The 23,598-nt window shown below is 39.9% G+C and carries 23 protein-coding genes; 16 read left to right on the forward strand and 7 right to left on the reverse strand.

Annotated features, from left to right (window positions below; genetic code table 11):
- The first annotated feature begins 90 nt into the window (after positions 1–90).
- From BM015_RS11020 to BM015_RS11035, 4 genes are all read left to right on the forward strand, one after another.
- Complete coding sequence (locus BM015_RS11020; RefSeq protein WP_090658297.1) at positions 91–492, forward strand: Dabb family protein; 402 nt, start codon at positions 91–93, stop codon at positions 490–492.
- Between the two features lie 169 nt (positions 493–661).
- Entirely contained in the window at positions 662–919 is a 258-nt protein-coding gene (locus BM015_RS11025) for a hypothetical protein (RefSeq protein ID WP_090658299.1), read from the forward strand.
- Positions 920–1,098: 179 nt separating this feature from the next.
- Positions 1,099–3,729 carry a DNA gyrase subunit A gene (gyrA, locus tag BM015_RS11030; protein ID WP_090658301.1) on the forward strand — a complete coding sequence of 877 codons (2,631 nt, stop codon included), beginning with the start codon at positions 1,099–1,101 and terminating at the stop codon, positions 3,727–3,729.
- A gap of 59 nt (positions 3,730–3,788) precedes the next feature.
- Complete coding sequence (locus tag BM015_RS11035) at positions 3,789–5,105, forward strand: hypothetical protein (protein ID WP_090658303.1); 1,317 nt, start codon at positions 3,789–3,791, stop codon at positions 5,103–5,105.
- A 74-nt stretch (positions 5,106–5,179) separates the two neighbouring features.
- Here BM015_RS11035 and BM015_RS11040 read toward each other — a convergent pair whose 3' ends face one another.
- Positions 5,180–5,383: a hypothetical protein gene (locus BM015_RS11040; RefSeq protein ID WP_090658305.1), complete on the reverse strand. Its 204-nt coding sequence runs from the start codon at positions 5,381–5,383 to the stop codon at positions 5,180–5,182.
- 150 nt (positions 5,384–5,533) lie between these two features.
- Complete coding sequence (ribD, locus tag BM015_RS11045; protein WP_090658307.1) at positions 5,534–6,595, reverse strand: bifunctional diaminohydroxyphosphoribosylaminopyrimidine deaminase/5-amino-6-(5-phosphoribosylamino)uracil reductase RibD; 1,062 nt, start codon at positions 6,593–6,595, stop codon at positions 5,534–5,536.
- A 28-nt stretch (positions 6,596–6,623) separates the two neighbouring features.
- Between ribD and prmC the strand changes: the two genes are divergently transcribed.
- From prmC to tatA, 5 genes are all read left to right on the forward strand, one after another.
- Positions 6,624–7,484, forward strand: a complete 861-nt coding sequence (gene prmC / locus BM015_RS11050; RefSeq protein ID WP_090658310.1) for a peptide chain release factor N(5)-glutamine methyltransferase — start codon at positions 6,624–6,626, stop codon at positions 7,482–7,484.
- Positions 7,485–7,525: 41 nt separating this feature from the next.
- Entirely contained in the window at positions 7,526–7,834 is a 309-nt protein-coding gene (locus BM015_RS11055) for an ATP-dependent Clp protease adaptor ClpS (RefSeq protein WP_090658312.1), read from the forward strand.
- A gap of 74 nt (positions 7,835–7,908) precedes the next feature.
- Positions 7,909–8,550: a leucyl/phenylalanyl-tRNA--protein transferase gene (gene aat, locus BM015_RS11060; RefSeq protein WP_090658314.1), complete on the forward strand. Its 642-nt coding sequence runs from the start codon at positions 7,909–7,911 to the stop codon at positions 8,548–8,550.
- A gap of 45 nt (positions 8,551–8,595) precedes the next feature.
- On the forward strand, positions 8,596–10,449 hold the full coding sequence (locus tag BM015_RS11065; protein WP_245751368.1) for a BamA/TamA family outer membrane protein: 1,854 nt from the start codon (positions 8,596–8,598) through the stop codon (positions 10,447–10,449).
- 244 nt (positions 10,450–10,693) lie between these two features.
- Complete coding sequence (gene tatA / locus BM015_RS11070; RefSeq protein ID WP_090658316.1) at positions 10,694–10,861, forward strand: twin-arginine translocase TatA/TatE family subunit; 168 nt, start codon at positions 10,694–10,696, stop codon at positions 10,859–10,861.
- A gap of 43 nt (positions 10,862–10,904) precedes the next feature.
- Here the strand turns inward: tatA and BM015_RS21725 are convergent, their stop codons facing one another.
- Together BM015_RS21725 and BM015_RS11075 are read right to left on the reverse strand one after the other, a co-directional pair.
- Positions 10,905–11,060, reverse strand: coding sequence for a beta-lactamase family protein (locus BM015_RS21725; protein WP_218148480.1), 156 nt, complete (start codon positions 11,058–11,060; stop codon positions 10,905–10,907).
- Positions 11,061–11,064: 4 nt separating this feature from the next.
- On the reverse strand, positions 11,065–12,168 hold the full coding sequence (locus BM015_RS11075) for a serine hydrolase domain-containing protein (protein ID WP_218148481.1): 1,104 nt from the start codon (positions 12,166–12,168) through the stop codon (positions 11,065–11,067).
- A gap of 261 nt (positions 12,169–12,429) precedes the next feature.
- Between BM015_RS11075 and BM015_RS11080 the strand changes: the two genes are divergently transcribed.
- From BM015_RS11080 to BM015_RS11090, 3 genes are read left to right on the forward strand one after another with little or no spacing between them, the layout of a single operon-like run.
- Positions 12,430–13,365, forward strand: coding sequence for a hypothetical protein (locus BM015_RS11080; protein WP_143075826.1), 936 nt, complete (start codon positions 12,430–12,432; stop codon positions 13,363–13,365).
- Between the two features lie 13 nt (positions 13,366–13,378).
- On the forward strand, positions 13,379–14,029 hold the full coding sequence (locus BM015_RS11085) for a hypothetical protein (RefSeq protein ID WP_090658320.1): 651 nt from the start codon (positions 13,379–13,381) through the stop codon (positions 14,027–14,029).
- Entirely contained in the window at positions 13,999–14,799 is an 801-nt protein-coding gene (locus BM015_RS11090) for a sensor histidine kinase (RefSeq protein WP_090658322.1), read from the forward strand. The genes BM015_RS11085 and BM015_RS11090 overlap by 31 nt, the downstream gene beginning before the upstream one ends.
- Positions 14,800–14,993: 194 nt before the next feature.
- Here BM015_RS11090 and BM015_RS11095 read toward each other — a convergent pair whose 3' ends face one another.
- Positions 14,994–16,724, reverse strand: a complete 1,731-nt coding sequence (locus tag BM015_RS11095; RefSeq protein ID WP_090658324.1) for a pyruvate dehydrogenase complex dihydrolipoamide acetyltransferase — start codon at positions 16,722–16,724, stop codon at positions 14,994–14,996.
- 495 nt (positions 16,725–17,219) lie between these two features.
- Between BM015_RS11095 and BM015_RS11100 the strand changes: the two genes are divergently transcribed.
- Positions 17,220–17,603: a VOC family protein gene (locus BM015_RS11100; RefSeq protein WP_090658326.1), complete on the forward strand. Its 384-nt coding sequence runs from the start codon at positions 17,220–17,222 to the stop codon at positions 17,601–17,603.
- 253 nt (positions 17,604–17,856) lie between these two features.
- Positions 17,857–18,516 (forward strand): hypothetical protein, encoded by a 660-nt coding sequence (locus BM015_RS11105; protein WP_090658329.1) that lies wholly within the window; start codon positions 17,857–17,859, stop codon positions 18,514–18,516.
- 112 nt (positions 18,517–18,628) lie between these two features.
- Here the strand turns inward: BM015_RS11105 and metG are convergent, their stop codons facing one another.
- Entirely contained in the window at positions 18,629–20,731 is a 2,103-nt protein-coding gene (gene metG / locus BM015_RS11110; protein ID WP_245751395.1) for a methionine--tRNA ligase, read from the reverse strand.
- 281 nt (positions 20,732–21,012) lie between these two features.
- Here metG and BM015_RS11115 point away from each other — a divergent pair, with 281 nt between their 5' ends.
- Positions 21,013–21,348, forward strand: a complete 336-nt coding sequence (locus BM015_RS11115; RefSeq protein WP_090658333.1) for a hypothetical protein — start codon at positions 21,013–21,015, stop codon at positions 21,346–21,348.
- A 194-nt stretch (positions 21,349–21,542) separates the two neighbouring features.
- On the opposite strand, the gene BM015_RS11120 is transcribed toward BM015_RS11115, so the two are convergent.
- Complete coding sequence (locus BM015_RS11120; RefSeq protein WP_090658335.1) at positions 21,543–23,027, reverse strand: NAD(P)H-hydrate dehydratase; 1,485 nt, start codon at positions 23,025–23,027, stop codon at positions 21,543–21,545.
- 54 nt (positions 23,028–23,081) lie between these two features.
- Here BM015_RS11120 and BM015_RS11125 point away from each other — a divergent pair, with 54 nt between their 5' ends.
- Positions 23,082–23,549, forward strand: coding sequence for an FKBP-type peptidyl-prolyl cis-trans isomerase (locus BM015_RS11125; RefSeq protein ID WP_090658337.1), 468 nt, complete (start codon positions 23,082–23,084; stop codon positions 23,547–23,549).
- Positions 23,550–23,598: the final 49 nt, after the last annotated feature.

The following is a 23,598-nucleotide window of genomic DNA, read 5'->3' on the forward strand; positions in this document are numbered from 1 at the left end:
AAAACTAAACCGGAAAACAATAAAGAATTTTATTCAACGCATATTATATTTACCTGCTTTATAATTTTATTGCAGTTAAAATAATCATCAATGAAAAAATCATCCCGCAGAAAATTTATACTTACTTCTGCAGCAGGCAGCGTTGCTTTAGCTGTAAATGCAAAATCACTTAATATGAAAAGTAAACAAATAGCACATCATGTTTTTTTCTGGCTTAAGAATACCGGTTCTGTTGAAGACCGTGATAAACTGGTGGAAGGCGTTAAGACCTTATCAAAAATTCCGGAAATAAAAGAGTTGCAGGTGGGTATTGTTGCCGATACTCAAAAGCGTGATGTGGTAGATGCATCATGGGCAGTTTCTGAACTAATGTTTTTTGATACGCTGGCCGACCAGGCAAACTATCAAAGCCATCCCATTCACCAGGAGTTTATTAAAAATTACAGCGGGCTTTGGAGCAAGGTGGTGGTGTATGATATACAGCAGGTGTAGAAACCTCACCCTCGTTCCCTCTCCACCCCGTGGAGAGGGATGCCCGGCTTTGGAAAGCGTTTATATAATTTGAATGCGGGTTTATTCTCATAAAAAACTATAAATTTTTTAAATCAATATTCATGGAAATTTATGTTATTGTATATGTAGTTTTATCAGTATTTGCCGCATGACTGGTTATGAAAAAAAATTAGGTTTTATTCCTACGTTTATTATTTCATTTTTTTTTACTCCGTTTATAGGGATTATTTGCACTTTCATTTCTGGTGCAAATAATGATCCTCTTGAAAAAGCATTAATCGAAAAACTCGACAAAATATTAGAAGAGATAAAAAGTGCTAACCAACCAAGTGAAAATCCTTTTACGCATAGCATAAAGAACAAATATTTTAAAGTTGCTAAAGATATTCGCGAATCCGTTGCATGAGTTTTATGATGACGCTCAAACAGAGGCATCCCTCTCCATTTTTGGATAGGAACGAGGGTGAGGTTTATTAACATTCACACGTGCAAAAAATACTTCATTTAAGCCCTGAAACAGTGCATTAATCATTAAATTTGCGGGCTTTATTTTTTTAGCGATTTTATATTACATGTAAATAACGAATGGAAGAAAATCAACTACCGCAGGAAACTGCAGATAACGATCGCGTCATCCAGGTAAATATTGAAGAACAAATGAAAACGGCCTACATTGATTATTCAATGTCGGTAATCGTGGGCCGTGCTTTGCCAGATGTGCGTGATGGCTTTAAACCGGTACACCGCAGGATTCTATATGCGATGAATGAACTGGGTTTGAGTTATAACCGTCCTTATAAAAAATGTGCCCGTATAGTGGGAGAGGTGCTGGGAAAATATCACCCGCACGGCGATGGTGCTGTATATGATGCATTGGTGAGAATGGGACAGGAGTGGAGCATGAACCACCCGCTTGTTGACAAGCAGGGAAACTTCGGAAGCCCTGATGGCGACCCGCCTGCGGCCATGCGTTATACAGAAGCGAGGCTGGAGCGTTTGGCAGAAAGCATGCTGGATGATATTGAAAAAGAAACCGTGGATTTTCAGCTAAACTTTGATGATTCGCTGGAAGAGCCGGTTGTGTTGCCCACACGTATCCCGCAGTTGCTGGTAAATGGTTCCAGCGGTATTGCTGTGGGTATGGCTACGAATATGATGCCGCATAATTTATCAGAAGTAATTGATGGTTGTATTGCGCATATCGACAATAAAGAAATTTCAGCAGAAGATTTAATGAAATATGTAAAGGCGCCGGACTTTCCAACGGGCGGCGTTATTTACGGCATGGATGGCGTGCAGCAGGCTATGCTCACAGGCCGCGGCAGAGTTGTGCTGCGTGGCAAATGCCACGTGGAAACAAAGGCCAGCGGCAGGGAGCAGATAATTATTACAGCAGTTCCTTACCAGGTAAACCGTGATACGTTAACTGACCGCATTGGCCAACTGGTAAATGATAAAACCATTGAAGGCATTGCGCATGTAAATAATGAAAGCAATAAGAAAGAAGGCACCCGTATTGTAATTGACCTGAAACGTGATGGCGTTGCCACCGTTATTATCAATCAGCTTTATAAGTTTACCGAACTGCAAACAAGCTATGGCATTAATAACGTTGCTTTAAGTAAAGGCAGGCCAAAGACTTTAAATGTAAAAGCACTTGTAAGCGAGTTCATCGAGTTCAGGATGGAGGTGGTTATCCGCCGCGCAAATTATGAACTGCGCAAAGCCAGGGAAAGGGCGCATATTTTAAACGGTTACTTAATTGCGTTGGATCATTTAGATGAAGTAATCCGGTTGATAAGAAATTCTCCCACGCCTGAAATTGCAAAAGACAATTTAATAAATGCAGGCTGGGGATTGGATGAAATTCAGGCAAAAGCAATTCTTGAATTAAGGTTGCAGCGCCTTACCGGCATGGAACGCGAAAAGATCAAGGAAGAATATGAAGAGTTACAAAAGCAAATAGCCGGTTTGGAAGCCTTACTTGCCAGTGAAGAATTAAGATATGACCTTATAAAGAAAGAATTACTTGAGGTTAAAGAAAGATACGGCAAGCCAAGGCAAACGGAAATTCAATACCTGGCCAATGAAATGCGCATTGAAGATTTGATTGAAAAGGAAGATGTGGTAATAACAATTTCGCATTTAGGTTATATAAAGAGAACAAGCGCATCCGAATACAGGCAGCAGCGCCGTGGCGGCCGTGGCGCCATCGGCAGCAAAACAAGGGATGAAGATTATGTAGAACATTTGTTCGTGGCTTCCACACACGATACCATGCTGTTCTTCAGCCAGCAGGGAAGGTGCTACTGGCTTAAAGTATATGAAGTGCCGGAAGGTGAAAAGCAAAGTAAAGGCAGGGCCATTCAAAATATGGTGCAACTGGTGCAGGGCGATAAAGTGAAGGCGATAATGAATGTTAAGAACCTTGAAGACAGAGAGTTTGTTGAAGGCCATAACATAGTGCTGTGTACAAGAAAAGGTGTTATTAAAAAAACAGCGCTGGCAGACTTTAGCAGGCCAAGGGCCACAGGTGTGAATGCGATTACTATTTTAGAAGGAGATGAGTTGCTTACGGCAAGGTTAACAGATGGAAATTCTGAAATAATGATGGCTGTAAAAAGCGGCAGGGCTATTCGCTTTCCTGAAGAGAAAGTAAGGGCAACAGGCCGCGGCGCCATTGGTGTTGGTGGAATTGAAGTTGATAATGCAACGGATGAAGTAATTGGTATGATTTGTGTCCAAAGGAACGAAACTGCAAAAACGGTTTTGGTTGTTAGTGAAAAAGGGTTTGGCAAACGTACCAGGGTTGATGAATACCGCATTACAAACAGGGGCGGCAAAGGTGTAAAAACCATCAATATAACAGAGAAAACAGGCAGCCTTGTAGGCATTCTTGATGTTGAGGAAAGTGAAGATTTATTAATTACCTGTAAGTCGGGTATTATTTTAAGAACATCTGTTAAAAATATAAAAGAAGCCGGCCGCGCCACACAGGGTGTTAAATTAATAAGACTGGATGAAAGCGATGAAATAGCTGCCATCACCAAGCTGGATGAGCAAGAGGAAGAACCGGAAATTAATGACGCAGCAGATGAAGATATCATTGCCGGAACAGGAGGCAGTACTGCAGAAAGCAATAATAATGAAGAAGGTGAAAATAAAGAGGACGGCGATGGTAATTCAGGGAATAATGATGAAAATGCAACCGTTTAAAAATTGATCGGCAGATAACAATTAATAAATTTTGGTTAACAATAAAATTTAAATAAAGAATGATGAAAAAAATAATTCTATTGATTGCGTTTTCATTTTCACTCAGTTACCTTATGGCACAGGATGGCGATGTTATAGCGCTATATGTACAGCAAAAAAAGTTTGATAAAGCTAAGGAGGAGGTTGATAAAATGGTGAATAACCCTAAACTTAAAGAAAAGGATAAGCCAACAGCCTTACTCTGGGAAATGTATGTTTACGGGCAGCTATACAGTGATTCAGCGGTTGGCCCCCAAAATCCGGATGCAGACGTTGTAGCACTGGATGCTTTTAATCAATATCAGCAAATAGATCCTTCATTAAAACAAATGAAAGAAGGCAATTTTTCCAATGGGCTAAGCAGTATTTACAATGGGTATATTGTAAGAGGTAATGAATATTGGAAAAACAAAACCTGGGACAGCGCCTTCAAATATTTTTCAAAAGCTGAAAGGCTCGGGCAGGTGCTAATTGATAGTAAGCTTACGCAGTCAACTTCTTCAATTGACACAACAATGGTGTTATTTACCGGTGTTGCCGCCCAGAATTCAAAGCAAATTGATTCTGCTGCCAAATATTATGCAAGGCTTGCCGATTTAAAAATTACCGGCGAAGATTATGAAAGCATTTACCAGTTTTTGATCCAGTACTATATGGATAAAAAAGATGATGCTTCTTTTAAAAAATATCTTGCACTTGCAAAAGAACTGTATCCAAATAACAATGCAACATGGTCTCAGTATGAAATGAGCAACATGACCGCAAATGCAAGCCTGCCGGAACTTTTGCAGAAATATGAGCAGGAAGCTGCTGCGGGCAGCCTGGATGAACAAAAGATTGTGGGCTACGCAGAAGCCTTTGCCACCAACGATTCAGCACAGACAAAGAGTCTCGACAGCGCTCAAAGAGTACAGATGAAACTTGCTGCTGCACGGGCTTATGCTAAAGCATTTGATGTAACCAATGGTGCAAATGGATTATATGCTTTTGGCGCAGGATATTATTATCATTATGCTTTTGAAACTTTAGATGACCGCTATCATAGTTACACGGGCGAATCTGCTCCGTTAAAAGCTAAACGTGATGAAATTGCAAAAGAAGAAGGTATTTATGCCGACTCTTCAGCACAATGGCTCGAAAAAGCTTTCACCGTACTCAGCGCAAAGCAAGACAGGGAGAGGCTTGAGACTGCTAATTTAAATCATACCGTAAACTACCTTGCCCAGATATATCTCTGGAAAAGGGACAGGACTAAGTTTGATGGTAATTCAGCCGACTATGATAAATACGATGCACTGTATAAGAAATACGATGAACTGTTCAATACATTCAAGTAAGCATTGAATTGCTGAAAACAAAAAAAGCTGGTTTAATTTAAGCCAGCTTTTTCATTCCCATTAGAAATTAAGAGTTACGCTTCCTCAAAATTGTCCTCAAAATATTTCCTGGCTACATACCATTTATCTTCATGGTTTTTAGGGTTACGGGCAATCATGCCCATATCTGTTTCAGGATTATCTTCCTTGCTTACCGAAACGCCTGTAAGGTCTTCGTCTTTTATATATGGCCGCATTTCAGATAATCCTTTTCGTTTGTACTGTTTCCAGTTTTCCATATCTGTTTATTTTAATGATTAAAAGTAAAGTAATAGCCGCTTAAAATTTGTTATTAGATACAATCCAAAAATTGTGCGTGTAAATCATAAATGGAAGAGACGTTAACATAAATACGTTTTTTTTGATCATGCAACTTAACATAATATTAATTATAGGATAAAATAAATATTATCATTTCTAATAGCAAAATATTCAGATTGCTTTAAAGAGCCGCTGGATAATGGCGCTGCCAGTCCTTCGCCAATAATTAAATCCTTATTGGTTATAATCCTGATTTCATCAAAGAGTTTTTCGTCAATAAACGATTGCAATAATTTTGCGCCGCCTTCAATCAAAATACTTTGCAGATTTAACTGATAGCAAGCATTGGCAATTTGCCGAACCAGGCTTTTGTCTTTTTCAATTTTAAAATAATAAACCTGGTTTGTAAAATTTCCGGTATCTCCGGGTTCAAGCGTTTGTTTTTCATAATTAAACACAATGGTCGGTGATTCTCTATTGAATATTTTTAAAGATAGCGGCAGCCTGATATTTTTATCGATTATCAATCGTACCGGATTTTTTCCTGTCCACAAACGGTTGGTAAGCGAAGGATCATCAGCAGTTGCTGTGTTAGTTCCCACCAATATGGAAGCTTCCTCAAAACGCCATTTATGAACAAGCCTGTTTGTTATATTATTACTGATTATTAACCGTTTGTTGTCGTTTGTTGCTATTTTTTTATTAGCTGTTTGCGCCCATTTTAAAATTATATAAGGCCGTTGTTTGGTATGAAATGTAAAAAAACGCTTGTTCAGGTCTTTACAGGCATCCCCCAATATCCCGGTTATAACTTCAATTCCGGCAGCCTTTAATTTTTCAATTCCCCTGCCGTTAACTTCTTTAAAAGGATCACGGGAACCTATTACCACTTTTGGAATTTTATGCCTGATGATAAGGTTACTGCATGGCGGCGTTTTACCAAAATGCGCACAAGGTTCGAGGGAGACGTATAGCGTGGATCTTTCAATAAGTTGCCGATCTTTTATTTTTACCGAAGCAATGCAATTTACCTCGGCATGCGCTTCTCCGTATTTTTGATGATACCCCTCGCCTATTATTTTCTCTTTATAAACCAGCACAGCGCCAACCATTGGGTTTGGGGCAACATTGCCCGCTCCGGACTTTGCCAGTTGAATGCAGCGCTGCATGTATAGTTCATCAGTGGTCATTCTCAAAAATAATTAATAGCATTGCATTATGACAATTTCTGAAGCAGGTAAAATTTTACAATCATCATTAAATACAATATATGATCAGCGGGAAGCGTCCAATATTTCTAACCTGCTGATGGAAAAACTTACAGGTTTTTCAAGGTCTGAGAGAATGATTTATAAAGACAATTTCCTTACGGACAGCCAGGTAAGTTATCTAAAAAAAAATATCGAAAGATTATTGCAGAATACACCTGTTCAATATATTATAAATGAAACGTGGTTTGCAGGTATGCCTTTTTATGTGGATGAAAACGTTTTAATCCCACGGCCTGAAACCGAGGAATTGGTAGAATTAATCTTGCAAAATTCTCATAATTCCGGCTTGAAAGCCCCTTCGGTTTTGGATATTGGAACCGGCAGCGGGTGTATTGCCATTTCAATTAAAAAAAAATTCCCGGGATCAAATGTTTATGCATTGGATATCAGTGATAAATCGTTGGAAATAGCTATAAAAAATGCAGTAAATAATAATGTCTCTGTTCATTTTTTTGAAGCTGATATTCTTAATTTTCAACCGCCGGCTTCTTTTCCTCGGTTTGACATAATTGTAAGCAACCCGCCTTATATCGCCCAAAGCGAATCTTCTTTAATGCAGCCGAATGTTTTGCAATATGAGCCACACCAGGCCTTGTTTGTACCAGACGATGATCCATTGCTCTTTTATAAAGCAATTGCAGGTTTTGCCCTGCAGCATCTGAAGCGGCCGGGACAGTTATACTTTGAAATAAACGAATTAATGGGTGAACAGGTAGCGGCATTATTGCATGCAAAGGGTTTTACTTCAGTTGGGATAAAAAAAGATATGCAACAAAAAAAACGTATGGTATCTGCTTTTTTAGTATAAAACAAGGCATTATTTATGCCGCTTAAACTAAATTTGCAATTATGATTACCGGTATAAACAATTCAGCGCAGGTAAAAGAAGATATTGAGACAGGATTGTTGGATACTCTTGCGGCATCCTATAACCTGATTGTATGGAATGATGAAGTGAATACGTTTGACTGGGTAATTGAAACCCTTATTGAGGTTTGTGGCCACACCACGGAGCAGGCCGAACAATGCGCTTACATCATTCATTTCCAGGGGAAATATGCCGTTAAACAAGGCGATTACGAAACCCTTAATCCTATGCGTGAAGCCATCATCAACCGGGGCATAAATGCAACCATTGAAGAAATGGTTGAACATTAGTTTTGCTTTTATCCAAAAAAGAATTTATTTACCGCTTTTCTGCAGTCTGAATTTTATCACCAGAGCATTTCTTTATGTACCTGACCGTGCTGGATAGTAAATTATGGTTTCCGCCTGCAACCGCAACTACAGAGGATGGCCTGCTTGCCATGGGCGGTGATCTTAGCGAAGAGCGATTGCTGCTTGCTTACAGGCAAGGTATCTTTCCCTGGTTTGAAGGCGACCTGCCGCTTTGGTGGTGCCCCGATCCACGGTTTGTTTTATTTCCGGATAATCTTAAAATAAGTAAAAGCATGCAGAAGATTTTACACAATAATAGTTTTCAGTTTAAAACAAATACGGCATTTGAAGAAGTTATCAGGAATTGTAAAACAGTAAAACGTGATCATGCTGGCACATGGATAACCAATGCAGTTGAACAGGCTTATATTAACCTGCATAAAAAAGGATATGCCCATAGTGCAGAGGCATGGCAGGGCAATGAACTTGCAGGCGGTTTATATGGCATAAAAATGGGAAAGGTTTTCTTTGGTGAAAGCATGTTCAGCCGTATTTCCAATGCCAGCAAATTTGCTTTTATTAACTATGTAAAACAACTGGCCCGGGAAGGAATTGTTTTAATAGATTGCCAGGTTTATACAAAACATTTGGAAAGCCTGGGTGCTGAAATGATAAGCCGTAATGAATTTTTAAATCTGCTTCAACAGATTGCTTAACTTGAGAGTGATTATACAATTTAATTATTAACCGCCTTATAACGAGTGAACGATATTTATAAGCTGCCTCTTATAATCTGCATGCTGCTTGTTTGTTTTTGTGCCGGTGCCCAGGATAAGGATACTATTCAAACCACCTCAAAAAACAATATATTCAGCCATGCATTGAAGCTTATAAAAAGAAAGCATAAAGATACCAGCACTATTACCAGGCTTAACAGGCAGGAATTACTTACCACTAAGAGTGAAGCCGAATTCAAACAATATGAGGGTAAAATCATCCGAAACATTATTATTAATAGATTTAAATTTGAAAAAACTTTTGCAGATACATCAAAATCAATTGATTACTTCGGAACAAGACTCTTAAACAGCCTGCATAATAATACCAAGGAATGGGCAATAAGAGATAACTTATTCTTTAAAGAAAACACTCCCGTTGCTGCTTACCTGCTTGCTGATAATGAACGGTTTTTACGTACGCTCGACTATATGCAGGATGCACGTATCATTATTCAGCCTAAAACCGGTTCACCGGATTCTGTGGATGTTTATGTAATTACCAAAGACCTCTTCAGTATTAACGGCGTACTTAACAGGGCCAGCACCGGCAGGTTTAAGGCAACCGCCGAAGATGTAAACCTTTTTGGGGCAGCCCAAAGCCTCCGGCTTACTTTTCTTGCGGAAAAAGAAAGAGAACCCACCGCAGGCATTGGTTTGTCTTATACAAAATTTAATATAGCGCATAGCTTTATTGATGCATCTGTTGGGTATTCAACCATCAACCAGGATTTATTTAACCGAACTACCGATGAGCAGGCTACCTATTTTTCCCTCCAGCGAAACCTTGTTTCGCAATACAAACATTTTGCTGGTGGGTTAACTGTTGGAGATTTTAAAACCTTTAATAATTACAACAAGCAGCCGTTTGATTTTTACGATTATCATTACCGGTATTTTGATGCATGGATCGGTTATAATCTCGGTATAAAAAAATATGCGGTTAACCATAAACATCTCGACAGGCATTTTGTGAGTATCCGTTACATGAATACCAATTTTATAAAAACGCCGGAGCAGGCGGTTGATAAACTCATATTCAGGTTTGATGATAAGCGGGCTATTTTAGGACAGTTCACTTTTTTTAAACAGGAGTTTTATAAAACCAATTACCTGTATGGCTTTGGCAATACGGAAGATGTGCCTTATGGTTATAACGTGTCACTAACAGGAGGCTGGTATAAGCAATCATTTCTTTCCAGGCCCTATACCGGTGTTGATGCTAACCTTTACAGCGTTTATAAAAAAGGCGATATTGTACAATATTTCCTGCGGACCGGCACTTTTTATAACAAAGGAAAATTACAGGACGGAGCTTTGCTTGTAGGCGCATCCGCATTCAGCAGGGCTGTGTTGTTTAGAAATTTTAAGATGCGCCAATATGCCCGTATTTCCTATACGCATCTCTTCAACCGCACCGGGCTGGAACCTTTACGCATTAATAATCCATTTGGCATCCGTTATTTTAAAGCTGATTCCGTATTGGGAGAAGACAGGTTTAGCCTGCACTCCGAAACCATTACTTTTACCAATTTCAAAATTTTTGGCTTTAAGTTCTCCCCTTTTGGCTTTGCTGATGTTGCAGCTATAACAGCGGAAGATAAACCTGCTGTAACAGATTGGTATTACGGCCTGGGTGGCGGCATAAGAACAAGGAATGAGAACCTTGTATTTAAAACGGCGGAACTAAGGTTTGTGTATTTCCCAAAAATCCCGGAAGGCTTATCAAAGTTCCTGGCAAGAATTACCATCAACATACAGTTCAGGTATAATACCAATTATGTGCACGCACCGGATATTATCCAGCTTAACAGCGATTATGATAATAATATTTTTTAATCTCCGATAGCCTTGCTTTTATAATTTAAGACAAGAAGAGGCTTGTTTATACTTATTTAACTGCATGAGAAGTTTGATATGATAAATTTAACCCGGCAGAATAATAGGTGATTTTCAAACAGGCTATATTTGTTGCAATATCTAACGTAAAGCTGACCGGTTAAAACGCTTGCCCTTCGCAAAGGATTGGAATGCAGCAGGCCTGCCGGAAAGCATATTAATTTATATCTAAACAGTTTCAATTATGGGGTTCCAGGAAATACTCATCATAGCAGTTGTAATACTCATTCTTTTTGGCGCCAAAAGAATTCCTGAAATGATGAAGGGTATAGGTAAAGGCATACGTGAATTTAATAGTGAAAGAGACAAAGTTTCCACTATCGACGAGAAAGACGAACCAGCGAAGAAATAAATATTTCTCCCTGTTTTGACTTATTTATACAGAACTACCGGCATCATTTGTATTCACCATATACCGCATCGCGAAAACGCTTATGCAGGGTACCATAAAACGGCATCACCTGCACAAACATTACAGCTGTAAGTTCGTTTACAGGATCAACCCAAAACAAAGTACTGGCAGCACCATCCCAGAAAAATTCCCCCACCATGCCATTATTTTCCGCTTTTTGTTGCCGGCGGACGAAGCCGTACGGCAAAGTCAATTCCAAATCCCACCTGGCCTTTGGAAGGCAGCCACATACGTTTGGAAATGGTATCGGACAATTGGTTGGTATGCATCAGTTCTACGGTTTCAGGTTTTAATATTTGTACGTTGCCAAGTGTGCCTTTGTTTACCAGCATGCGGGCAAATTTCATATAATCATCCACTGTGGAAGTAAGGCCAAAGCCTCCGGGTTTTAACGGCCAATCTTTTATATTGAAAGAATTTTCATTACCCTGTAAAGGCGTTAAGCTGCCGTTTTCCTTCCTGTAAGTAACGGCAAACCGCTTCCTGTCGCTCTCTGGCACAATGTAGCGGGTGTTTGTCATTTGCAATGGACCGAGGATGGTTTCCTGCAGGTATTGATCAAAGGGTTTTCCCGATATGCGTTCTACTAAATAAGCCTGTATATCCACCGAAGGGCCATACGCCCATTCTTCGCCAGGCTGGAACAACAGCGGCAGGCTGGCTAGTTTTTTTGCCATTTCACCCAGTGTATTCTGTGGGTTCATGGCGTCGGTCTTTTTAATCAGCTCACCTATACCCGGCAGGTCTGAACTGGAAACAAACCCTGATGTATGCCGGGTAACATCCCTTATGGTAACGGATCGTTTGGCTGGCTCCAGCATAAGGTTGCCAGCAGCATCCACGCCTTTATATACCTGCATATTTTTAAATTCGGGTGCATATTTTGAAATGGGATCATCCAGTTGGAAAGCGCCTTTTTCATACAGCGTCATCAATGCCACGCCAGTGAGCGGTTTTGTCATTGAATAAATGCGCACAATGGTATTCCTGTCCATCGGGGTCCTGGCTTCGCGGTTTGCATAGCCAAATGCATTAAAATATACCTCCTCTCCTTTTTCGTATATCAATGCCGAAACTCCGGCAATTGTGCCTGAATCGATAAAGCTTTTTAAAACAGTATTGATCCTTGTTTTTACAGCATCGTTCACCACGGGCAAGTCCTTATTCTCTAAATCGTTTAATGGCTGGGAAGAAAGCGATGCGAAACAAATACAGGATAATAAACAGGCAGTAATGATCTTTTTCATAATGTATGCAGGTGTTTTTAATCAGGCTCGTATGATACATATCTTCTTTATAAAAATATGCTGAAGATAAAAATCAATAAGAGTAAGGAATTATTGTAAAGGGCTGCTGAGATTTATAGGATTGTTCCTGCTAATGTAACACCGGCTTTATTTTAAATAATTGAAATTAAAACAGGCTGGGAAAATTACGGTGCTGAAGCGGGAAAATATCATATTATGAATTTATAAAACTGTCCGTAATTTTCATCTAAAGATTAAACCATGAAAAATAACTGTATCCGGATTGTTTTTATTTTTTTTTCTTGTTTAGTGATTGGAACCCTGCCAAATGCATGTATCGCACAGTGTGATACATGCAAACCGGATTGTAACACCTCAATCCGGGCTTTGCCAAAAATGTGGGTTAGCAAAGAATCTGCTGACAAAAGAAAAAAACAACTCATGTATGCAAAACAGGGTGACACTTCAAAATACGATAGGTTGAAGCCAACCTTGTATAAGGAAAGTCCAACATTTTTTTTATCTAGGGACAATCTTGCATTTTTATTAAATAAGGTTAAAACTATCTCGGGCAGTGAAGGGTTGAGGATTTACTTTGCCATCTTTCAAAAAAAAGGAAGTAATCAAAATATCCACTTACCTGATGGTAAACTCATATTACTTTTCACAGCAGCAAAGCCTCTTAGAGATTGCGGGAACACATTTTTAATTGATACTAATGGAACAATATTTACTGCCGGGCACATGAAAAGTACATATATAAATAAATACATAAAAGATGTATTGCCTAGCCTTACAAGAACCGTTGACCACAATGATAGTAGTAATTATTATTCAGCGATGCTATCTGACACGAGAAGTATATTTTATAAAAAAGACAGGATTTTACAGGCGCTTGATACCGAGATAATTAAAACAAGAATAGACTTAGACAAACTTGCTATTACAATTTCTGCTTATGATACCAATGGGAAGAAGCCTACTTCTTATGATGGCTATACTTATAAAAACAGGATGATTTTACAGTTTGATTATATAAGAAAAGATGAAACTACATTCTATTTTGAAGATTTACCATCTTTCTGCTGTAGAAAGTGCAAATTGAATGAGGATGAAAGCTTAAAAGCATTAATAATTGATTCAGAGAAGGCCCTTGATAACGGCCACCTCTGCCCTGCCAATTGCCCTGTGCCATAAAATAAAAAGGTAAATGCTTTCATCCTATCTCAATATTACCGTGGCAGCAGAATGGGCTGCATTTATTGCGGCCATAATACTGCTGGATAAACCAACAGGCAGGTGGCGTTTATTTAAAATAATAACGCTGGTTACTATTTTGCTCGATGCGGCAGGCTGGTACCTCAGCTATAGCCGCCTGCTGTATTATAATGCGCTTCCATATAATTTCTTGCTTCTTATAACTGTTGTGCTTTTTATCAGCCTGCTGGGTGGGGCAACACCAGGCATGAAAAAACATTCCCGCTGGTTGATGGCTTTGTTTTCGCTGGGCTGGCTGCTGAATTTTATTTTCCTGCAGGGCATGGATGCTTATAACTCTTACACAGAAATAGCAGGTAATATTTTGCTGGCCGGTATGAGCTGCTTTCTTTTTTATGCCCTGCTTGTACAGGAACAATATATAAACCTGTTGCGTTATGAATATGCCTGGCTTGCCATAGGGTTATTGCTGTCTGCCATGGGCAGCATGGTACTTTATCTTTTTTTGGATTACCTGCAAAACTATTATAATGTTACCGGCATCCCGCTGTATGCTTATATTAATTACACCGTAAATGTATTTTTGTATAGCTGCTTAATTATAGCATTCGTATGCCGCCGCAAGAACACCCGCCCGGCCTGATAGCCGCCATTATAGTTGCTACAATAGTTTTATTGCTGGCAGGTATTTTCATTTTTATACTGGTAGCTTATTTCAACGGCCGTAAAAAAAGGTATATACAGGAGAAGCAGCTGATGCAATTGGCATTTAATGAGCAGTTGCTAAAAGCCCAGCTTGAAACACAGGAACACGCATTTAACCAGGTAAGCCAGGAATTGCATGATAATATTGGACAGTTACTTAGCAGTACCAAAATGTTGCTGAGCCTTGCCGGAATGGAAATAAAGCATGTGCCCGATACTTTTAAAACAGCGGAAGAAAGCCTTGCCCATGCTATACAGGACCTACGCACCCTTTCCAAATCGCTGAATACGGAATGGATACAGCAGTTTGATTTTATGGAAAACCTAAAGTGGGAGAAAGACAGGATAAATGCCGCCCGCAATATTTCAGTTAATATTAAGAGTGATTATGAACAATTACCGGTGGATGCAGAAGCCCAGGTAATGCTGTTTCGTGTGGTTCAGGAAGCCATTCAAAATACTATAAAACATGCCCATGCTTCTGCTATTAAAATAAACATTAAAAAGGAGAAACAGCACATTTGCTTATCGGTTAATGACAATGGTACGGGGTTCAGCGTAACATCAAATAAACACAAAAGCCTTGGTCTTCGCAATATGGAACACAGGGTTAAACTACTAAAAGGGACTATTGACTGGATTAGCCATAAAGAAGCAGGCACATCGGTTATCATTCAGATACCGGACCCGGCTTTGCAAGCAAAATGAACTATTTACTCGTCCTTTTCCGTACCTGTATTTAAAGGCAAACGGGTAAAACCACACATGCCATGAACTATCTATGAAGGAAGTATGGAGGAGGGTACGAGGAGCTATGGAGGAAGACATACCTTGTGCCTAATTCTATAATAACTATAAGCCCCGCATTGCAGGGCTTATTATAAAAATATTCTTTAAAATCATTATACGAGCATTCTCAGCGGCTCTTCCAGCAGGCTCTTCAGCGTTTGCAGGAAGGCTGCACCGGTAGCGCCGTCCACCACGCGGTGATCACAACTTAAAGTTACCTTCATTACATTGCCGGGAACTATCGTGCCGTTCTTTACCACCGGTATTTGTGAAATACCACCCACAGCGAGGATGCAGGCATCCGGCGGGTTAATGATTGCGGTAAATTCTTCAATACCAAACATACCCAGGTTGGAAATGGTGAAAGTGCTTCCCTCCCATTCTGCCGGCTGTAATTTTTTATTCTTGGCTTTATCGGCCAATGTTTTTACTTCCGTTGCTATCTGGCTTAGCTGCTTGGTATCCGCAAAGCGCACAACCGGTACCAGTAAACCCTCATCAACAGCAACGGCAACGCCAATGCTTATATGTTTGTTTACACGGATCTTATCACCCAGCCAACTGCTGTTTACTTTAGGATGCTGCCTTAACGCTACGGCAACTGCTTTCAGCACCATATCATTAAAGCTGATCTTAACCGGGCTTACATCATTAATACGTTTGCGCGCTGCAACGCAGGCATCCATATCAATGCTCATGGTAAGATAGAAATGCGGTGCAGAGAATTTACTTTCTGCCAAACGGCGGGCAATGGTTTTTCGCATTTGCGATACAGGTACTTCTTCAAATTCCTCTTTGCCATAAGATGCTGTGGCAACAACAGGCTGTGCCTGTTTCGCAGGTGCGGTTTCCTGGGGTTTTACTTCCGCAGGTTGTGATTGCGCTGCGGCTTTAGGTTCATCACTTGCAACCTGTGGCTTGCCGCCTGCAGCTGGCTGTTGATAATTATCTATATCGGCTTTTGTAATCCTGCCATTATCGCCGCTGCCTTTTACATATTTCAGGTCAATGCCTTTTTCTTCCGCCAGTTTTTTAGCAAGTGGCGAAGCCAGTATCCTTCCTTCATTTACCACTTCTTGTTCAGGAGCAGCCTCCTGTTTGGCTTCAGGCTGAGGCGCTGCAGTTTCTTTTTTTGTTTCAGCAGGTGTATCCGCTTCAGCACTGCCGCCTTTTGCAGCATTCACCACTTTATTTACATCAAAACCCTCTTTTCCAATAATAGCCAGCAGGTCGTTCACAGCAATTTTTTCTCCCTGTTTGGCGCCCTGGTATAAAAGCTTGCCATCTTTATAGCTCTCCAGTTCCATGGTAGCCTTGTCGGTTTCAATCTCGGCCAGTATATCGCCTTTTTTTACATCATCGCCCACATTTTTCTGCCAGCTTGCAATCACACCTTCTGTCATGGTATCACTCAAACGGGGCATCAGCACCACTTCATCCATTTTGGAAATATCCACTTTTTCAGTTGATGATTGTGCTTTTGCTTCAGGTTGCTGATTAGTGGTTTCTGGTTCCTTAGCTGCAGCTTTTTCTTCTTTGCCTGCAGCTTGCGGTTTGTCGCTTGCAGCTTTTCCATTACCACCAATTAAACCGCTTACATCTTCACCTTTATCGCCCACAATTGCCAGCAGGTCGTTTACCTGCAGTTTACCACCTTCTTCAGCCCCACGGTGCAGCAATACGCCATCCTTATAACTTTCCAGTTCCATGGTGGCTTTGTCGGTTTCAATTTCAGCCAGCAAATCGCCTTTCTTTACAGTATCACCCACGTTTTTATGCCAGGCAGCAATCACGCCTTCGGTCATGGTATCGCTCAAACGCGGCATTAGAATTTTTTCAGCCATAATAATTTTATTTTTTGGTGGCAGGCTGCATTGCCGTGATTAAGCACGGTTGCGTCGCACTACCGTCATCTGCATTAATGCTATGATGCTTTTTTAGCGCGGTGAAATTAATGCAAAATGCAAACATATATCAATGATTTACTTTACAGTTTTGAAAATGGGCGACCTGCAGGATGCTGTTTGATGTAAATGAAACGTTTGCAGCTGATGTGGTACCGCCAAAAGGGCCATGCTGAAATATCATGGCTGCATAAAGAGGAATGGCATCCTGATTTTTAGGATAAGGTTTGTTCTAAAAAAGAAGGGTTGGATTGTTCTAACGACAATTATCGCCATATAACATTAAAGTATTGATTTCGAACAACGGCTTTTTTGGAAATTTAGTAGCATATAACATAAATTAGCATGTTGGCAGCAATATTATTAGACACTTCGAAAAAACAAAATTGACGGAGACAAAAAAATAACATTTTTTGACCAAACAAAATCAAGATTATGGACACCACTACAGATTCAAAAATTAAAAAAATGAGTCCGCAACTTCTTGTGATTGACATTGACGCTTCAATTGAGTTTTATACAAAAAAAATCGGTTTTGACTTGGACTTTCGCTATGAAGACTTCTACGCAGGAATTAGCAAGGACGGACATTCCATTCATTTAAAATCCGGAAAACCTTCACTTGAAGAAAGGCAAAATAAATTGGCAAACGATGACCTTGATATTGTATTTTCAATAGAAGGTGTTGAAGATTTATACAATGATTTTATAAACAAATCCATACAAATTACACAGCCATTGTGCGACAGACCATACGGCAAAGAATTTTACATTGCTGACCCCGATGGATATATTCTTGCGTTTTTAGAAGAAGCATAACAAAATCATTATTGCAATTTTGGTGGACAAAAAATACTGCTGCCAACAAACGGTTCCTATGTACCAATGTCATTGAGGAGACTAAGAGATAATATGTATTGATCAGTTTTCTTTTGAAAGAGAAAGATTGAATGAAGTAATCAATCTTCCTCCTTCTCAAGATTTTTTCCTTCGTTCAAATTTAATAAGTTTTTCAAATCAACATATCCAGCATCCTATGAGTAGTCAGCTATTGTAAGCTTAAAAGACCAAAATGAAAACAATCATACTACTATTGATTATGGCGACAACGGGGTTATTTTCCTTCGGCCAAAACAGTAAATCAACGCAAGATACTTTTGAAATAGAAACTGTAAGTTCGATAAGGAAATATGAGTATGCTGATTCTTTGGGGCAGCGTCTAATCATACAAAACAGTTGGTCAAGAGGTATTCAATACGTTGACCCTAATGGGAAGAAAAAAAATAAAGTTTTATTCTGGACTCGAATAACCAATGAAACAGAAAATCCATTAGAACTGAATATAGCCTTTCCTGTAGAATATGAAGTTCCTTCTTTACCAGGTAAATACTTTAAAATATTGCTTCCTCCCGATACAATGGCACTTGCTAAAGAACCATTGCCAGACTATGGTATAACTGATTTAAAATCTTTTTTAGATAATAATATTGATAAGCCGTCATCTTTAAAAAGAACGATTAATCCAAAAGAATCGGGTGGTTTTTATGTTGCAATTCTCTTTGATGAAGGAGCAATGGGCCCCATTCGAACAGGACTTAGTATAAAGGGGCAAAATCTTGTTTATAGAATTTCACGATACGATGGCAGACGAGGGGGTTCATTAATGTTAGTGGACGAAAAAGAAATCAATTGTGGAAGTATTAATTTGAAAAATTTGTTACGACAGAAATAAAACAAAGCCACCGTACAACATTGGGCTTTATCAAGTTTGCACGCTTACAAATGATATCCTGATTTTTCAGGATAGGGTTTGTACTTTTTCAAAAAACCGCCGGATAACCCGCTCAACTTACCCCGCTGCCGGCATCGGTTGCTTCGTCAGGATTTACAAAAATGAGTTTACCGGTTTTATTCTCCGCCATTAAAATCATGCCGTTGCTTTCAATGCCACGCATTTTACGCGGCGCAAGATTGGCAACAACTACAACTTGTTTTCCGACTATATCTTCCGGTTTAAAGTGCAATGCAATGCCCGAAACAATCGTACGTGTTTCAAAACCCAAATCAATTTCAAGTTTTAAAAGCTTATCTGCCTTTTCCACTTTTGTGGCGTTTAATATTTTGCCAACACGCAGGTCGAGCTTTGCAAAATCATCGTATTGAATTTGAGCTTTGAGCTTTGGGCTTTCAGCTTTCAGCAAATCTTCCTGGCTGGTTGCTGATTGCTGATTGCTGACATCTTTATCCGTTTTCACTAACCCGCTTTTCAATTTATCAATCTGCATTTGAATCTCTTTATCTTCAATCTTCCTGAATAAAATCTCAGGAGCACGTAAACTATAACCAACACTCAATAATTTAACAGATCCTGCATTTTCCCAGTCGAGCATTTTATCAACCACCTTCATCATGTGCAGCATTTTCTTTGCCGTAAATGGTAAAAACGGATTGATAAGAATAGCAAGGTTAGCTGTAAGCTGCAAACATAAGTGAAGGCAGTTATCTATTAATTTTTGATTATGCGCCGCTTCTTCACTGTTGACCGTTGACTGTTGACTGTTGACCGTTTTCTTCCACGGCTCTTTTTCCTGCATATATTTATTGCCTTTACGGCTCAGGTCTATCACTTCAAATAAGGCTTCGCGAAAACGAAACTCTTCCAGCGCATTCTCCACTTTTGTTTTCGCCGCTTTAATGTCTTCTATTAATGCACGATCAATGTCGTCCATTACATCTGTATGCAGCTTAGGTACTTTACCGCCGCAGAGTTTATGCATCAAAACAAACGTGCGGTTTACGAAATTGCCAAATATGCTGGCCAGTTCGCTGTTATTCTTTTCCTGGAAATCTTTCCAGGTAAAATCGTTATCCTTTGTTTCCGGCGCATTGCTGCAAAGCACATAACGCAACACATCCTGGCAGTCTTTAAAATCTTCGAGATATTCATTTACCCAAACCGCCCAGTTGCGGGAAGTGGAAACTTTATCGCCTTCAATATTCAAAAACTCATTGGCCGGCACATTATCAGGCAAAACAAAATCGCCATGCGCTTTCAGCATGGAAGGAAAAATGATGCAGTGAAAAACAATATTGTCCTTACCAATAAAATGTATCAATCTTGTATCTTCCTTACACCAGTAATCGGCCCAGTTAGGCGTTAGTTCTTTAGTGGCGCTTATGTAGCCAATCGGCGCATCAAACCAAACATATAAAACCTTTCCTTCAGCATCAGGCAAAGGCACTTTAATGCCCCAGTTACTGTCGCGTGTCATGGCGCGGCTTTGCAGGCCATTATCCAGCCAGCTTTTGCATTGACCATACACATTATTCTTCCATTCTTTATGGCCTTCCAAAATCCATTGATTCAAAAAAGCTTCATAATCCTGCAAAGGAAAATACCAGTGTTTTGTTTTCTTTTTAACCGGTGTTGCATCGCTTAAAGCGCTGCGCGGATTGATAAGCATTTCCGGGCTTAAGGAAGAACCGCAGCGTTCGCACTGATCGCCGTAAGCATTGGGATTTCCGCACACCGGGCAGGTACCGATAATATACCTGTCGGCCAAAAAGGTTTTTGCTTTTTCATCATAATATTGCTCGCTTTCTTTTTCTTCAAACAATTTTTTTTCATAAAGATTAAGAAAGAAATCCTGCGAAGTTTTATGATGAATTTGATTGGAGGTGCGGGAATATATGTCGAATGAAATGCCCATTTGTTCCAGGCTGTTCTTTATGATCGCATGATATTTGTCAACGATCTCCTGCGGTGAAACGCCTTCTTTCATGGCGCGGATGGTGATGGGAACGCCATGCTCATCGCTGCCGCTTACAAATTTCACGTCGCGTTTTTGGGCGCGCAAGTATCTCACATAAATATCTGCCGGTAAATAAACGCCGGCCAAATGACCGATATGGATGGGACCGTTTGCATAAGGCAAAGCCGCCGTAATTAAATAACGGTTAAAGCCACCATCCCCTGAAGACGAGGTATTAGCTTCCTGTTTTTTTGAAGTTACGTTGTTATCGCTTGCTGTTTCTTTTGTATTTTCTGCCACGCTGCTCGTATTAAAGTCTGCAAAAATAAGTTAACGCCGTTAGACCTCAAGAAGTTTGAATATGGAAGATTTTTGCCACTGATGCGGATGAGAACGTTTCCCCAAAACTCATTTTAAAAACTAATGGCTTGTTATTTGTTTTATTTCCGGTATTGTTCATTATTAAATTCTTATTTATGAAAACAAATCCATCCGAAAAAAGCAGTACACAGAATACGGAACGGAATGTGAATGATGTGAAAAATAAAATGCAGGATTTGCATGGTAATGCGGAAGATAATAGCGAGAATTACAGGAAAGGCAAGGGAACAGGCATGAGCAGCGAAGCCGGCTCTGATCAAAGTGAACGATCATGGCAGGATACGGGCGGCAGCCATGCAAACAGGAGCGCTGAAAATAAGGATACTAACATGGCTGGCCACGTTGAGCCAGGCCCAAAAAACAGCAATACAGAGAACCTTACAATGAAAGAAGATAAAGGGCAATGGAGCAAGAAAGGTGATAACGGTTAATGTTTTAAAATTCACAGGTTCACGAGCTTACAAGTTATTATAGCGGGTTGCTGTTTCTTTACTTAAAGTTGAAGGCCACAACATTTATAAATTATTTTGAAGTATGTTGTTTTGTAACAGGTTCAACCCGTAAACCCGTGAACTCGTGAACCACTTCTTCCTTCAACCAGTCAACTTATCAACCTATCAACTATTCAACCCATTAACAATCCACCGAAAGCCGCTCCCAGGCAATTAACCACATCAGAAGCGATCATGCTTTCCTGTGATTGTTTTTCAAGAGCAATATCTGCGGCGAGGCCATGAAGATAAACGCCCAGTAATGCCGCTTCAAATGGGTGATATTTTTGGGCAAGTAAAGCCGTAACAATTCCTGTAAGAATATCACCGCTGCCCCCTTTCGCCAGGCCTGCATTGCCGGTGGTATTAAACCAGCCTTTTCCATTTTGGGCAATTAATGTATAAGTGCCTTTTAAAATAATAACACAGTTAAGTTCCGCCGATTTTTTTAATGCTGTATCAATTCTTTCAAAATCATTCTCAGCTTTACCAAACAATCGTTCAAATTCTTTTGGATGCGGTGTAAGGATTGAGCCGGGCGTAATTAGCCTGGATAATCTTTTATGCGTTGAAATAATATTGAGTGCATCTGCATCAATTACTGAAGGAAGTTTATATTCATTTAAAGTTTGTTCAATTAATTGCAGGCTGTCATCTCCTGTGCCAAGGCCGGGGCCAATGCCAACGGCATTTATCTTTTCAAAGCTTAACCCGTTTTCTCTTAACTGGCACATGGCTTCCGGCAAATGCGAATGCACTGCATTTAAAAACGCCGAAGGAATATTTAAAGTGGTTAAACCGGCGCCTGCCCGTAAACAGGCATGGGCAGCCATTAAAGCAGCGCCCATTTTTCCTGTGTTGCCTGCAATAATCAGCGCGTGGCCATAACTGCCTTTGTGCGAAAAAGGCTTGCGCGGTTTATAGATATGCTGAATAGACGCTGCATCTGCAGTTTGAAAAACAGTTTCTATATCATTTAGAAAACCGGGGAGTAACCCAATATCGAGTATGATCAGTTTACCTGTGTTTTCTGCATTTTCAGCAACGAGAAAACAAAGTTTGTATTGTTGAAAAGTAAGCGTAACATTTGCCCGCACAACAGCATTATTAATGCTGCTTTTATCTATAAACATTCCGCTTGGCACATCAATGCTGATAACAAATGCTTCTGATTGATTAATATGCTGCACCAGCGCTGCGCTTAAATCTTTCAACGGCCTGTTGAGCCCTGAACCAAAAAGTGCATCAATTACAATATCATTTTTGTTGATAACAGGAAAAAAGCCTTCATCCTGTATAAAATGAATATTTACAGTAAGCTCATGCAGGCGCTGAAGATTGGTTTGAAAATCTCCGGTACCTGCTGCACCAAATTCAATTATATATACGCTCACATCAAAATGCTGCTGCAGAAGTTGCCTTGCAACAGCGAGGCCATCTCCTCCGTTATTGCCTTTGCCGCAAAAAACTTTGAATGGTTTATTAAAAAAATTTTGTTGTGTTATATAATCTGTACAGGCAGTGGCAGCACGTTCCATTAAATTAACGGAGGTTATTGGTTCATTGGCAATAGTATAAGCATCCCAGCCATGAATTTGTTGTGCCGATAAAATTTTCATTCGTTCACAGTAATTAATGATGAATGTATACATTTGCGGCCTTTAAAAAAACTTATGCGAAAAATAAATCTTCTTGTAATACTGCTCATAATAATGTTTACAGCCTGTAAAAAAGACAGTGATAAAAGCTGCCCAACCGTTACAATAACTGCACCGGATTCGGAAGTTGCAGCACTGCAGGCTTATCTTGATGATAACAGTATTACCGCCACCAAAGACCCAAGAGGTTTCTTTTATGTTATTCATGCTGCGGGCGATAAAAAGCCTGGCGTTTGCGATGATGTTACCATTAACTATGCAGGAAAATTAACTGATGGCACGCAGTTCGATGCGGCTAATAATGTAACCTTTTATTTAGGCCGGCTTATAATTGGCTGGCAGGAAGGCTTGCCGCTCATCGGCACAGGCGGTTCTATTACGTTATATATTCCGCCCTCGCTTGGTTATGGAAGTGCTGACAACGGGCCAATTCCGGCTAATTCCAATCTTATATTTGATATAGAACTGAATGGAGTGAATTAATATAATTGCCGTATTTAATATAAACAAAACAGGTTGCGATGGCAACCTG

Origin of the sequence: Parafilimonas terrae (assembly GCF_900115755.1) — a bacterium.
GTDB lineage: Bacteria > Bacteroidota > Bacteroidia > Chitinophagales > Chitinophagaceae > Parafilimonas > Parafilimonas terrae.